At 59.7% G+C, this 13,974-nt stretch carries 9 protein-coding genes; 5 read left to right on the forward strand and 4 right to left on the reverse strand.

The features are described from left to right. Window positions 1-161: 161 nt before the first annotated feature. The 4 genes from FBZ97_RS15705 to FBZ97_RS15720 are packed head-to-tail and all read left to right on the forward strand — an operon-like array spanning window position 162 to window position 4,345. Window positions 162-1,610 (forward strand): hypothetical protein, encoded by a 1,449-nt coding sequence (locus FBZ97_RS15705; RefSeq protein WP_145320292.1) that lies wholly within the window; start codon window positions 162-164, stop codon window positions 1,608-1,610. Further along, window positions 1,588-2,406, forward strand: a complete 819-nt coding sequence (locus FBZ97_RS15710; protein WP_113352658.1) for a hypothetical protein — start codon at window positions 1,588-1,590, stop codon at window positions 2,404-2,406. The genes FBZ97_RS15705 and FBZ97_RS15710 overlap by 23 nt, the downstream gene beginning before the upstream one ends. Next, window positions 2,406-3,338, forward strand: coding sequence for a hypothetical protein (locus FBZ97_RS15715; RefSeq protein ID WP_145320290.1), 933 nt, complete (start codon window positions 2,406-2,408; stop codon window positions 3,336-3,338). Before FBZ97_RS15710 ends, FBZ97_RS15715 begins: the two co-directional genes overlap by 1 nt. After that, window positions 3,332-4,345, forward strand: coding sequence for an OmpA family protein (locus FBZ97_RS15720; RefSeq protein WP_145320942.1), 1,014 nt, complete (start codon window positions 3,332-3,334; stop codon window positions 4,343-4,345). The genes FBZ97_RS15715 and FBZ97_RS15720 overlap by 7 nt, the downstream gene beginning before the upstream one ends. Window positions 4,346-4,363: 18 nt before the next feature. Here FBZ97_RS15720 and FBZ97_RS15725 read toward each other — a convergent pair whose 3' ends face one another. After that, a complete protein-coding gene (locus tag FBZ97_RS15725) occupies window positions 4,364-5,986 on the reverse strand; it encodes an ABC-F family ATP-binding cassette domain-containing protein (protein WP_145320288.1) in 1,623 nt (540 codons plus the stop codon). Window positions 5,987-6,288: 302 nt separating this feature from the next. Between FBZ97_RS15725 and FBZ97_RS15730 the strand changes: the two genes are divergently transcribed. Next, window positions 6,289-7,416 carry an alpha/beta fold hydrolase gene (locus tag FBZ97_RS15730; protein WP_145320287.1) on the forward strand — a complete coding sequence of 376 codons (1,128 nt, stop codon included), beginning with the start codon at window positions 6,289-6,291 and terminating at the stop codon, window positions 7,414-7,416. Between the two features lie 52 nt (window positions 7,417-7,468). Here FBZ97_RS15730 and FBZ97_RS15735 read toward each other — a convergent pair whose 3' ends face one another. The 3 genes from FBZ97_RS15735 to FBZ97_RS15745 all read right to left on the reverse strand — a co-directional run bounded on the left by FBZ97_RS15735 (window position 7,469) and on the right by FBZ97_RS15745 (window position 13,639). Next, window positions 7,469-8,467, reverse strand: a complete 999-nt coding sequence (locus FBZ97_RS15735) for an acyltransferase (protein WP_246661772.1) — start codon at window positions 8,465-8,467, stop codon at window positions 7,469-7,471. A 259-nt stretch (window positions 8,468-8,726) separates the two neighbouring features. Then, the gene (locus FBZ97_RS15740) at window positions 8,727-9,461 is read right to left on the reverse strand and encodes a phosphotransferase (protein ID WP_145320285.1); all 735 of its coding nucleotides are present in this window, start codon (window positions 9,459-9,461) and stop codon (window positions 8,727-8,729) included. A 377-nt stretch (window positions 9,462-9,838) separates the two neighbouring features. Then, window positions 9,839-13,639, reverse strand: a complete 3,801-nt coding sequence (locus FBZ97_RS15745) for a vitamin B12-dependent ribonucleotide reductase (RefSeq protein ID WP_145320283.1) — start codon at window positions 13,637-13,639, stop codon at window positions 9,839-9,841. Window positions 13,640-13,974: the final 335 nt, after the last annotated feature.

Consider the following 13,974-nt stretch of genomic DNA (forward strand, 5'->3'; position numbering starts at 1 on the left):
CCTTACTCACCTCAGTGTTTTCCGATCGACACGGGGTCGGGCTAGTCTTTACCACAATCGCATCCTAACCTCTGCCATATCGCTCTGGACCGTGGACAACCGGTGCGGTATCGATTTCTCAATTGTCCTTTCTAAGTTGATGAATTCGCCGGGGAAGATCGTTGCGTTTCGAAGCCCTCAACCGTCTCTGGGATAGTGTTCGGGAGACCAGCCATGATTTCCGCGCCTCGACGGATGTGTTTCCCGTCGTCGATATCGAAAAGCTCGGCACCACCCTCGACCTGAAGGAAAAGGGTGCCGCTGCCGGGCGTCAGAACCGGCCACCGTCGGATGCCCAGTCGCTTGACGAGACGGAGCAGCGCATCGTCGCATGGGTCGAGGCGGAAAAGAAAAGCTCCTACCAGATCCTCGAAGATCAGTTTCAGACCTTCGATAGCCGCCTGCGCAACCTCGATTTCGAGGGGCAGTTCGGACTGATCCGCCAGGCGAACGTATCAAGCGTTTCGGATTTCAAGGCGGAGGTTGCAAGCGGCGTCGACGAGCTTCATGGCCTGCGCCGCAAGCTGAAGACGGCCGAGGATGAAATGGTGGGCTTTAAGGCCAGGCATAAGCTGCAGCGCGCCGCGAAGGTTTCAAGCAGGGCAGCCTGGGGCTTCAAGGTCTCGCTGATCGTCTTCCTCGTGCTCATCGAAATGGTGATGAACGGTAGCTTTCTGGCTAAGGGAAGCGAACAGGGCATCGTTGGCGGTGTGACGGAGGCGGCTGCCTTCGCTATCCTGAACATCGGCACAGCGTTGATGTTTTCCTTCTTCTGCGTCCGCTTCCTCGTGCATCGATCCCTTGCGCTGAAGCTGCTTGGCCTGCTCGGGCTTGTCGCCTATGTCGCCGTCGCCCTGGGGATCAACATCGCGCTGGCACATTATCGCGAGGTTTCAGCGACGATCCTGAGCGGAGCCGGTGCCGAGGTGATCCAGCGGCTCAAGACCGCACCGCTCGGGTTGCAGGAGCTGAACTCCTGGATGCTCTTTGCCATTGGTCTGATGTTCTCGCTCGTCGCCTTCATCGATGGCTGCTATCTCACCGACCCCTATCCCGGCTTTGCCGGCGTCCAGAAGCGTCTCGATGCGGCCAGAGACAACTACATCGACCGCAAGCTTGATCTGATCGAAGATCTTCGCGAGATCCGCGACGAGCACAACAGCAAGATCGAGGAGATCATCCGCGACCTCTCGCTGCGCCGGCAGGAAACGGCTGCCATCATCGCGCATCGCGCCAGGACCGCAGGCCTCTTTGCCGAACACCAGAACCATCTCGAGCGTGCCGCCAATGTGCTGCTCACCTCTTATCGCGATGCGAACCGGGCCGTGCGCACCGAGCCGGAGCCGTCATACTTCAAAGCCGCTTACAAGATGGAGCGCCTGACGCCCGTTATTCGTACGGAAGAAGAATGGGACGACAAAGTGCTGGGCTCGCGTATCCAGAGCGCCCAAGCGGAGCTTTCGGAGCAGATCAAGCGGATCGGCGACGAATTCGAGCGCGCCATCGAAAAATACCATCAGCTCGATAATCTTTTCCCGGAGAGCATCCTTGGCGCGACGCAAGCGGCGTAGCCGGCGCGGCGGATCCGCCGGTCTCATCATCGCAACGGTTTGTCTCGCCGTCCTGTCCCTCGGGATCGTCGGCGCCTATGGTTGGCTGCGCTACAAGGCAAGCGGCAATGTCGCCGTCGACCAGGCCTCGCTCTGCCCCGTGGATGGCCCGAAGGCGGAAACGGCCATCCTGCTCGATGTCACCGATCCGATATCAGACACGACGGCACTCGATCTGCGCAACCAGTTCCAGAAGATCGTCGCGGACGTGCCGATCGGCGGCGCCATCGATATCTATGCGCTCACCGAGAAGGAAGGTGAGCTGATCCAGACCTTCCACGGTTGCAATCCTGGAAGCGGCGCGAATGTCGACGAATGGACCAGCAATCCGCGGCTGGCGCAGGCGCGATGGGAGAAGGGTTTCCAGAAGCCGCTCGCCGATATCGCCGGCAAGCTGACGGCGGGCGAGTCCGGCAGGTTGTCGCCGATCATGGCCGCCATTCAGAAGATCAATCTGGAGGTTTTCGCAAATGCACCGATCGGCATCTCGAAGCGGCTCTACATTGCCTCCGACATGATCGAGCACACGGCCGCCTTCTCGAATTATCGAGATGGGGTCTCCTATCAGAAATACCAGCAAAGCCCGGCAAATGACCGCTTCCGCACGTCACTGGACGGTGTCACGGTCAAGATCCTTGCCTTTCAAAGGCCCAACATGAAGTTCAGCATGGAGGATCTTGCGAATTTTTGGGCGCAATGGATCAAGAACAACAAAGGTGATTTTGGCGGCTTCGTGCGGCTGGAGGGGATACGCTGATGGCCAATACCGACGCCAGATATCTCGTCCGGGATTATGGGCCGATGGTGCTATTCGCCTCCATCACCATTGGCGGCATGATTTTCATCTGGTCGTCGAAGCTCATGGGCTGGTCGCTGCCCATCGTAACCGGTGTGCCGCTGGTGCTGATGGCGATCTACTTCATCGTATCGCTGGCCGTCGCCGGGTTCCGGCTGCACAATGAGCAGGCGGGCGACAACCTCTATTACATGGGTTTCCTCTTCACCCTATCGAGCCTCGGTGTATCGCTCTATCTCTTTGCCGGCGAAACATCGATCGAGACCATTGTCCGCAATTTCGGCATCGCTGTCACTTCGACCATTGCTGGGGTGACGCTGCGCATCCTCTTCAACCAGATGAGGCGCGATCCGATAGACATCGAGCGCAGCGTACGCCATGAGCTTGCCGAGATGACGCGGCGTGTCCGCACCGAACTCGATTCCTCCTCGCGTGAATTCTCCCATTACCGCCGCGTCAGCAACCAGATGCTGTCGGAAGGGTTCGAGGAGATCGCGCGGCAGGCCGAGCGCAATGGCCAGGAGATCAACAAGATCCTGGAATTGCTGGCGAAGCAGGCGGTAACCCCGATCAACGACGCAGCCGCCCAGTTGACGACGACGACATCGCAGCTGTCCGAGATCATCGGCACATTCGGTACTGCCGTCGAGAATGTCGGCAAGAAGCTCGAGGAAATCCGCGCGCCGGAGGACGTCGTACGCGCCGAGCTGGCACCAGCGATTGCCGCCATCAAGGAGATGTCGGAGGCGCAATTACAGCCATTGCGCAATATCGAGCTGGCGCTCGGTCGTGTGGCCGAAGCGATGGGGCAAGCGCCGCTGCCGAAGCCCGATGGCGATATCGCTGCTGAGCCCGAGGCCGTGCCGCGAAAACGCTGGTGGCATCTATGGTAGCTGGAGGCTCGGACAACAAGCCGAAACTGGAGCACAAGGGCTATAATCGTGGCCTCATCCTTGGCCTGACGATGGCCGAATCCATGCTGCTTCTGGTTTTCTGCCTGCTGCTCGTGGCTGCCGCCATGATTTCCGCTGAGAGAAACAAGCGCTACGAGGTCGAGCGGAAGCTTGAGAAGGCTGAACAGCAAGTCGCTGTGCTGGAGAAGAAGCGAGCTGAGCAGGCGGCTGAGATCGTGCTTCTCCAGTCCAAGGTCGTCTCCGGCGATCTCTCCGCTGCCGACAAGGCCGTGGTGGACAAGCAATGGCGGGAACTGGTGCTAGCGAAAGAAACACTTGACAGCATGGCGGATCAGGGCGCGACAACGGCCGATCTGCAATCGCTTTCCAAGGTTGCCGCCGTTCTGAAGGAGCATGGTGTTTCGCTGGCGGCAGCACCCGATGAGGTCAACAAGCTCTTGGCCGGCAACGCGGGCGGGAAGGGCGCACACGACTGGCCGCCCATCATCAATCTCGACGATGCCAAGAAGAACTATTTCCAATCGGGCAGCGCCGAACTGACAGGCACTTTCTCCCAGCTTCTGAGCACGACCATCACGGATGAAATCGCCGGCAATTTGAGCCTCTATGGTGCCAATATCGTCGAAGTGATCGGCCACACCGACGAGCAACCGGTGGCGCGCGAAAAATCCAATCTCGATGATACGATCATCGGCGCAATGGACGGCAAGCTGCCGGTCTCCGCCCTGCTGCCGGCCGACAATGCCGGGCTTGGCCTTGCCCGTGCCATTGCCGTCGCCAATGTGCTTAAGGCCAATCCGAAGCTGAAGAGCGCCACCATCCTGCCGATGTCCGCCGCGCAGCTTATCTTGCCCGGCGATACCGTCACGTCTGGCCAAAGCGGCGCCGTCGAGGCACGACGCCGCATCGAAATCCGCGTGCGCGGCAGGACGGCGCCCGTTGCGGTCATCAACGCCGGGGCCGCCCCATCAGTGAATACGCAATAGCGCCGATTTGGCGAGGCATCAGTTTCTGAGGCCAGGTGCCTCGTAGCCGGTACGCTCGACATATTCCGTATAGCCGCCGGGATATTGATGGATGCCTTCGGGTGTCAGCTCCAGTACCCGGTTGGAGAGCGCGGCCAGAAAATGCCGGTCGTGCGAGACGAACAGCATCGTGCCTTCATATTGCGAAAGCGCCTGAATGAGCATCTCCTTGGTGTCGAGATCGAGATGGTTGGTCGGCTCGTCGAGCACTAGCAGGTTCGGCGGATCGAAAAGCATGATCGCCATCACGAGCCGCGCCTTCTCGCCGCCCGACAGCACCCGGCATTTCTTTTCGATATCGTCGCCAGAGAAGCCGAAGCAGCCGGCCAGCGCCCGCAGCGAGCCTTGACCGGCCTGCGGAAAATCATGCTCGAGCTGCTGGAATACAGTGCGCTCTCCATCTAGCAGATCCATGGCGTGCTGGGCGAAATAGCCCATCTTGACGCTGGCGCCGAGATTGACACTGCCTTCATCCGGCTCTGCTGCGCCTGCCACCAGCTTGAGCAGGGTGGATTTACCGGCGCCGTTGATGCCCATGATGCACCAGCGCTCGCGGCGCCGCACCATGAAATCCAGCCCTTCGTAGATGGTGCGGCTGCCATACTTCTTGTGCACGTTCTTCAGCACGGCCACGTCTTCGCCCGAGCGCGGCGCCGGCTGGAATTCGAAGGCGACGGTCTGTCGGCGCTTCGGCGGCTCGACGCGATCGATCTTCTCCAGCTTCTTCACGCGGCTTTGCACCTGCGAGGCATGCGAGGCACGCGCCTTGAAGCGCTCGATGAACTTGATTTCCTTGGCGAGCATCGCCTGCTGGCGCTCGAACTGCGCCTGCTGCTGCTTTTCGTTCTGGGCGCGCTGCTGCTCGTAGAATTCATAGTCGCCCGAATAGCTGGTGAGATTGCCGCCATCGATTTCGATGATCTTGGTGACGATGCGGTTCATGAACTCGCGGTCGTGCGAGGTCATCAGCAAGGCGCCTTCGTAGCCCTTCAGGAAGGATTCGAGCCAGATCAGGCTTTCGAGATCGAGATGGTTGCTCGGCTCGTCAAGCAGCATGACGTCGGGACGCATCAGTAGGATGCGGGCGAGCGCCACGCGCATCTTCCAGCCGCCAGACAGCCCGCCGACATCGCCGTCCATCATCTCCTGGCTGAAGCTCAGGCCATCAAGCACTTCACGGGCGCGGCCCTCAAGCGCGTAACCATCGAGTTCCTCATAGCGCGCCTGCACTTCGCCATAGCGCTCGATGATCTCATCCATCCTGTCGGCCTGGTCCGGATCGCTCATTGCTGCTTCGAGTTCGCGAAGTTCGGCGGCAACGGCGCTGACGGGACCGGCGCCCTCCATCACTTCCGCGACGGCACTGCGTCCCTCCATCTCACCGACATCCTGATTGAAATAACCGATGGTGACGCCCTTATCGACGGAAACCTGCCCCTCGTCGGGCTGCTCCTGGCCGGTAATCATCCTGAAAAGCGTCGTCTTGCCTGCGCCGTTTGGCCCGACGAGACCGACGCTCTCGCCCCTGTTGAGCGCCGCGGATGCCTCGATGAAAAGGATGCGATGGCTATTCTGCTTGCTGATATTTTCGATACGAATCATGGTTACGCGAGGCCCAAAGAAAGTTTTTCGGGGCCTTATGCCACGGGTTATGGGCTCTGTCGCAAGTTTTCGGGCGGAGATGTGAGATCAATAGCGAACTGACGTTCAAGGGCGACAATTTCCGCCAAGCCTACTTGCCCTACGGAAAAGAAACTTTTGACGGGACGACGGATTCTGGCCCACGCGCTCGTTCAATCAACATGGCTTCCGGGAGGACCGGCGCGCGGTCGGATCGCCGGCTGCTTTCCGCTCGATCGGAAGCAGCTATATTCATTGTCATTCCTCTCAGCCGAGTTTTGCAGATGAAAATTCTGAAAAGCATTCGCAGCCGGGTTTTCTTCCGACTGTCGATCGCAGCATTGGTCGTCATCGGGATGTCGAGCGAAGCTCAATTAACCAATGCCGCCTCCCAGCACGCGCGGCTCAACGAGCCAGTCAAGGAGGTTGCGGATCAGCATCTGCTCCTCGATACGCCCGAAGGGAAGGGAGAGCTGCCGGTCTACGCGGATCATGCGATCGAAGCGGCGTCGCCCGACGTGACGAAGGTGCTGATCATCGTCCACGGCACGCTCCGAAACGCCGATGCTTATTATGCGACCGGGCAGGAGGTGCTCGCAAAGGCAGGCGATCTCGCTGACGGTACTATGGTGGTTGCGCCGCAATTCCTGATAAGACCGGATGTGAACGCTTTCTCGCTGTCTGCGCAGACGCTGGCCTGGACGCAGAATGGCTGGAAAGGCGGAGAACCCGCCCGCCAGCCGGCGCCGATCAGTTCCTTCGCCGCGCTCGATGCCCTGCTGCAGCATTTCGCCGACCGTCGCCTGTACCCTTCGCTGAAGACCATTGTCGTGATGGGGCACTCGGCCGGGGCACAATTGGTCCAGCGCTATGCCGTCGCCGGACGGGAGGCGGAAAATCTGACGAGCGTCGGCATCGCCGTGCGTTATCTCGTCGCCAATCCGTCGAGCTATGTCTATTTCGACAACGAGCGGCCGGCCTTACCGGATCAGCAGGCCGGGTTGGCTTCCTGCCCGAAGGCGACGCAATGGCGATACGGCCTCGCCGGCGCACCACCATACGTATCATCGCAGGACCCGAAGCTTCTCGAAACGAGATATGCCGCGCGCAACGTGGTCTATCTGCTGGGCCAGGCGGACACGAATCCCTATACCCATTTCATCGACCGCTCGTGCGGGGCGATGGCGCAAGGGCCGTATCGGCTTGCGCGCGGGCTCACCTATTTTGACTATATGAAGAAGCGGCATCCTTCCGATCTCGATCAGAAGGTCATCGAGGTGCCCGGCGTGGGGCATGATGATGAAGGGATGTTCGCCTCGGATTGCGGCATTGCCGTTCTGTTCGATCGACCGGTGCCGCCGTCTTGCCCCGTTATCGATGGGACTGCAAAACTATCCGGAGCGGTGCCGTAAGTTTTCTCGAGTGGTCGATCCCCATCGTGATCCCGCCGTCTATTTTCATGCGTCAGCTGCGATAGGCCGGCTGCGGGCGCGATGATCGGATTTTTCGCTGTATCGGGCGCTCGATGCCTAGGTAGCAAACGATGGCAAAGGCCAGCGAACCCAATGCGATAGGCATCGGCTGCATATCGTGCGGCACTCCGATGCGCAAAAGCAGTGCAGTGACCAGGATGCCGGTCAGGACGTGCCAAACATAGATGGAATAGGAGGCATCCCCCAGGAAATGCAGGAACGCCAGCTGTGGCACGCCTCGTTCCCGCTCGGCAAAAACAGCGCCTGACAGCAGCAACACTGCCGGTATGCCCCAGCGTACCGCCCGCTCCAAATGGATCAGCGGGTCGCTCGCCACAAGCAGCACAACGCCGACGATCATCAAGCCGATGGCGACGGGAAAAGGCAGTCGAAAACCCTGTTTCCACAGGCGCCCGATGATGATGCCGGCGGCAAATTCCAGAATGACCGGCTGTGTGAAAACACTGAGGTAGCCAGGAGGCAGCAGGTAATGCGCAATCACAATGGTCACCAGGGCCACCATCAGGAACCATAGCCGCCTGAATTCCGGCACAAGCAGCGAAATTGAAAAAATGAGATAGAAGAACATCTCGTAGGACAGCGTCCATCCCTGCTCGACGACAGGGTGCAGGGCTTCGTCCTTCATGAAGGGCACGAAAAACAGCGAGCCAATCAAGTTCTCGATGCTCGAATTCGCGTCGAAGAAGAATTGCGGCTTCAGCACGGCAACGATGAAGGTTGCCGCCGTCGCGATCCAGTAAAGCGGCACGATCCTGATGAGCCGGCGCCACATGAATTCCTGCGGACCGAGCGATCTTCCGTCGGTCGTGACCCACATGATGAAGCCGCTGATGACGAAGAATATATCGACCCCAGCCGCTCCGCTCTTGAACTCCAGGCCATATGTTTCGCAGACATGGAAGCAGAGAACGGAAATCGCGGCGACGGCCCGCAGATATTGAATGCTCGCGATATCGCTGCCGATTTTCAAAGCGCTGCCTCACACGATTGAACTGCTATCTCCGATGCCCCGAGGGCCCGATTCAGCGATAAAATGTGTCGAAAGGCCGGGCACCGTGCATGACGGGTTTGAGGCTCGGCAGACCGAATATTGCTGCATGTTGCTGCAGCAACAATTTCAATGAAAATGGATCATTTCCCGCCGGTTTCGTGGCCGAAATCGGGCAATTGGGACGCTTTGACGTGAAAGGCGATAAAGCCGAGGGCTTCCGTCATGCCGCCGACATCGCTCAGACCGCTCGAACTTCGGCAAGCCGCTTGACCGAGTATTCGTCCTGCCAACAGACAGCAGCTTCCCATGCGGCTGATGCCTGTGCGGCGATATCATATGCACCATCGTCAAGATCGGCAGCGTTGTCGGGCAACACGAGGTCGAGGTCTGGAACGTCGACATGTGACTCATCCCAGTCGATCAAAGCGACGCGATCTGCAGTCATGCGGATGTTGCCAGGGTTGTTGGGATTTCCATGGACGACGCATGTTTGACGCCCGACGAGCCGCGCCCAAGCTGCTCGGCATCGGGTGACGCCCTCGGATGGCATTGCGGCAAGGTTGACCCTCGTTCCCGTTTCGACATGCAGAAGGTCGGTTGACGATCTCCAACCGGGACGCTGCGGCCAGCCTCGCGTCAATCGGTGCAGCTTGCGGAGCGTCTCGGCAACGCGACGCCAATCGGCCCCCGTTTCGGGCGGCCCGCCCTCCATGTATTTCATTACCACCAGACCATCCACGAAGAGCCGGCCATCCGTCGTCGGGATCGGCGTCGGAACGGTCATGCCTTCACGGTCGAGGTATTGGAGTAGCTCGGTTTCCCATGCGAGATCGGCGTCGGTTCTGGAACCGAGACGACCGACCGCAATCTGCCCGTCGACGCGAATACTCCATACGTCGTTGGCAACTCCGCCAGTCAGTGGTTCGATGCGAACTGCGTCCTCACCCCATTGCCCGAGTGCTTCCCATCCCATTGGCGATACCTTTGGCGCGTTATTGGTGCTGATTTGGCCTCGGCCGCAGGCGCGGACAACACCAATTAACGCGAGTTTGGCAAACTCGGCAAGTTGTGTTGTTACGTCTGCTCCAGGGACATCCAGGCGTTTGCAGTGCCATTCAAAGCCGCGATTCCTCGCTATCGGATCGAATGTTTCCTGACAGGATGCAGTTGCGTGCAGTCAGCGTCTCGCTCATCAGGAAGCACTGTAGCGACGCTCGCGATGATAGCTCCGAAACGAATTCACCGGGCCATTGCGGACCCGGTGAGGTTTTGGATGATGCCACTGATTTTGCGATAAACGTAACGCCAATACGGCAACGTTCATGTCATCCTGGACGATCCGTTGAACACTCAGCTGCAGCCGCTCGTCGCGCCGCAGGTGTCGCACTTCTCGCAGGTGCCGTTGCGGACCATCGTAAAGTTCTGGCATTCCGTGCACATGTTGCCAGTGTAGCCCTGCATGATGGAGCGGGCGCGGCGTTCGGATTCGAGCTTCTTGGCTTCCGTCTTGGCACTAGCAGCTTCGCTTGCCGCGTTATCGGTGAAGAGGCCCGTCGCGGATTCGGAGATGACTTCCTCTGCGATCTCTTCGGCCAGCTCCTTCGCACGCTCCTCATAATCGCGCTTGAAGGCGACGACTTCTGAGGTCGAGACCGAGCTTGCCGGTTCCAGCTTGCGGACCGTGTTGCCGGCAAAGGCGGTAACAGTCGAAAGCGAGGCGGCGCGGGCAGGGGCGGCCGTTGCCGAACCCTTGGCTTCGGCTGCCGGACGCTCGCCGCCGGTCGGAACCAGCGTCGGCTTGTAGCCGCGGGTCAGGCCCTTGGAGACGACATCGGCCTTGCCTTCGGAAACGCCGCGGCCAAGCGCCGTGTTGTTGAAGTCGGACGTGTCGACGTGAGCGAGATCGTGGCGGCCGAGATAGGAGATCGCCAGTTCGCGGAACACGTAGTCGAGGATCGACGTCGCATTCTTGATGGCGTCATTGCCAGTGACGATGCCCGCCGGCTCGAACTTGGTGAAGGTGAAGGCGTCGACATATTCCTCGAGCGGCACGCCATACTGCAGGCCGAGCGAGACGGAGATCGCGAAATTGTTGATGAAGGCGCGCAGAGCCGAGCCTTCCTTGTTCATATCAAGGAAGATTTCGCCGAGACGGCCGTCGTCATATTCGCCGGTACGCAGGAAGATGGTGTGACCGCCGATCTTGGCCTTCTGAGTATAGCCCTTGCGGCGGCTCGGCAGCTTTTCCTGCGTGCGGACGACCTTTTCGATCACCCGCTCGACGATCTTTTCCGTGATGGTCACGGCCTGCGCGGCTGCCGGAGCCTGCAGGAATTCCTCCAGCGCATCCTCATCGCTGTCATCCTCGATCAGCGAAGCGTTCAGCGGCTGGCTGAGCTTGGAGCCGTCGCGATAGAGCGCGTTGGCCTTCAAGCCGAGCTTCCAGGAGAGCATGTAGGCATTCTTGCAATCCTCGACGGTTGCCTCGTTCGGCATGTTGATCGTCTTGGAGATGGCACCCGAGATGAACGGCTGGGCTGCAGCCATCATGCGGATATGGCTCTCGACCGAGAGATAACGCTTGCCGATCTTGCCACAGGGGTTGGCGCAATCGAAGACGGCCAGATGCTCGTTCTTGAGGAACGGAGCGCCTTCCAGCGTCATCGCACCGCAGACATGGATGTTGGCGGCTTCGATATCCTTCTTGGAGAAGCCGAGGTGCTCAAGCAGGTTGAAGCTCATGTCGGCCATCTGCTCGTCGGACACCTTCAGCGTGCCCTTCAGGAAGTCGGCGCCGAGCGTCCACTGGTTGAAGACGAACTTGATGTCAAAGGCGCTCTTCAGTGCAGCGTTGACGGCATCGACCTTTTCAGCGGTGAAGCCCTTGGCCTTCAGCGTCGATGGGTTGATGGCCGGAGCCTGGTTCAGGTTGCCGTGACCGACGGCATAGGCCTCGATTTCGGCGATCTGGCTTTCGGAATAGCCGAGCGTGCGCAGGGCTTCCGGAACGGCGCGGTTGATGATCTTAAAGTAGCCGCCGCCGGCAAGCTTCTTGAACTTCACCAGGGCGAAGTCCGGCTCGATGCCGGTCGTGTCGCAATCCATGACGAGGCCGATCGTGCCGGTCGGCGCGATCACGGTTGCCTGTGCGTTGCGGTAGCCGTGCTTTTCGCCGAGTTCCAGCGCCTTGTCCCAGGCCGCCTTGGCATGGGCGACGAGATCCTGGTCCGGATTGTCGGAATGGATCAGCGCCACCGGATTGACCGACAGGCTCTCATAGCCCGAAGTCTCGCCGTAAGCGGCGCGGCGATGGTTACGGATGACGCGCAGCATGTTTTCGCGGTTCGGCTTGAACATCGGGAAGGTCCCGAGTTCGGACGCCATTTCGGCCGAGGTCGCATAGGCGATGCCGGTCATGATCGCCGTCAGCGAGCCGGCGATGGCGCGGGCTTCGTCCGAGTCGTAGGGAATGCCCGACGACATCAGCAGGCCGCCGATATTGGCGTAGCCGAGGCCGAGCGTGCGGTATTCGTAGGAAAGTTCTGCGATGCGGCGCGAGGGGAACTGCGCCATCATGACAGAGATTTCGAGAACGACGGTCCAGAGGCGGACGGCATGTTCGTAGTCGGCGATGTTGATGCGCTTCGTCGCTGCGTCCTTGAAGGTCATCAGGTTCAGCGAAGCGAGATTGCAGGCCGTGTCGTCGAGGAACATGTATTCCGAGCACGGATTGGATGCGCGGATCGGGCCGGCAGCCGGGCTGGTGTGCCAGTCGTTCATCGTCGTGTTGAAGTGCAGACCCGGATCGGCCGATGCCCAGGCGGCGTAGGAGATGGACTCCCAGAGGTCGCGAGCCTTCAGCGTCTTGACGACCTTGCCGTCCTTGCGGGCGGTCAGGTTCCAGTCGCCGTCATTCTCGACGGCACGCAGGAAGTCGTCCTTGATGGAGACGGAGTTGTTGGAGTTCTGGCCGGATACGGTGAGGTAGGCTTCCGAGTCCCAGTCCGTGTCGTAGGTCTTGAATTCGAGATCCTTGTAGCCCTGGCGAGCGAACTGGATGACGCGCTGGACGTAGTTTTCCGGAACCTGATCCTTCTTGGCAGCGCGAATCTCGCGCTTCAGGGCAGGGTTCTTGGCCGGGTCGAAGCAATCGTCATTGTCGCCTTCGCAATTGACCGTCGCCTTCATGATCGCCTTCAGGTGCTTGGCGACGATCTTCGAGCCGGTCACAAGGGCGGCAACCTTCTGCTCCTCCTTGACCTTCCAGTTGATGTAGTCCTCGATATCCGGATGGTCGATGTCGACGACCACCATCTTGGCGGCGCGGCGGGTCGTGCCGCCCGACTTGATAGCGCCGGCAGCACGGTCGCCGATCTTGAGGAAGCTCATGAGGCCGGAAGATCGGCCGCCGCCGGAAAGCTTTTCACCTTCGGCGCGCAACATCGAGAAGTTCGAGCCGGTGCCGGAGCCATACTTGAAGAGGCGGGCTTCGCGAACCCACAGATCCATGATGCCGCCTTCGTTGACGAGATCGTCTTCGACGGACTGAATGAAGCAGGCATGCGGCTGCGGATGCTCATAAGCCGACTTGGACTTGGTGAGCTTGCCGGTGAAGGGGTCGACATAATAGTGGCCCTGGCCGGGGCCGTCGATGCCGTAGGCCCAGTGCATGCCGGTGTTGAACCATTGCGGGGAGTTCGGCGCGACGCGCTGGGTGGCGAGCATATAGGCAAGCTCGTCACGGAAAGCGGAGGCGTCTTCTTCGGACGAGAAGTAGCCGCCCTTCCAGCCCCAGTAGGTCCACGTGCCGGCGAGGCGGTCGAAGACCTGGCGCGCATCGGTTTCGGAACCGCTCTGCTGATCCTTCGGCAGATCCTTCATGGCCGCATCGTCGGGCACGGAACGCCACAGGAAGGAAGGAACGTCGTTTTCCTCGACCTTCTTCAGCTTGGCAGGCACGCCCGCCTTGCGGAAATATTTCTGCGCCAGAATGTCGGCGGCGACCTGCGAAAACTGCGCGGGTACGTCGATGTTTTCGAGGCGGAACACGATCGAACCGTCAGGATTCTTGATCTCGCTCGTCGCCTTGCGGAATTCGATGTCCGCATAGGGTGACTGGCCGGCCTTCGTAAAACGACGTTCGATGCGCATGGTCCCAATCCTTCATTCGTTGGTATGCGCCTGCATGAAAACAGGGCGCAAAAATTCTCATTCCGGCATCGCGAATTCAACGCGCAGCCAGCTTCCGATCCGCTCTTTGACAGGAGGTGTCACCCGGAGATGTCTTTCCTGTATCTTGTGGTGATGGTGGCTGCAAACACTAAATATAGTATTAACAGCTTATTGCCGCCAGTCCCCGCATGTGTTTTTTCGACAGCTCGAGATCGACACAAAAATCCTCACGGCGGGCCACCTGCACAGGTGAATCGCCTTGAATCCAAATCCGATTTCGAATTGAGAACCAGTCCTCGTAACCCCGCCTGGTC

The sequence above is a fragment of the Rhizobium sp. ERR 942 genome, from assembly GCF_007828395.1.
In the GTDB taxonomy this organism is placed as follows: Bacteria; Pseudomonadota; Alphaproteobacteria; order Rhizobiales; family Rhizobiaceae; genus Rhizobium; species Rhizobium dioscoreae.

Coding starts and splice junctions, on each gene's coding strand:
- FBZ97_RS15715 (WP_145320290.1), top strand. CDS start 2,406: ATGGCCAATACCGACGCCAGATATCTCGTCCGGGATTATGGGCCGATG.
- FBZ97_RS15720 (WP_145320942.1), top strand. CDS start 3,332: ATGGTAGCTGGAGGCTCGGACAACAAGCCGAAACTGGAGCACAAGGGC.
- FBZ97_RS15725 (WP_145320288.1), bottom strand. CDS start 5,986: ATGATTCGTATCGAAAATATCAGCAAGCAGAATAGCCATCGCATCCTT.
- FBZ97_RS15730 (WP_145320287.1), top strand. CDS start 6,289: ATGAAAATTCTGAAAAGCATTCGCAGCCGGGTTTTCTTCCGACTGTCG.
- FBZ97_RS15740 (WP_145320285.1), bottom strand. CDS start 9,461: ATGGGATGGGAAGCACTCGGGCAATGGGGTGAGGACGCAGTTCGCATC.
- FBZ97_RS15745 (WP_145320283.1), bottom strand. CDS start 13,639: ATGCGCATCGAACGTCGTTTTACGAAGGCCGGCCAGTCACCCTATGCG.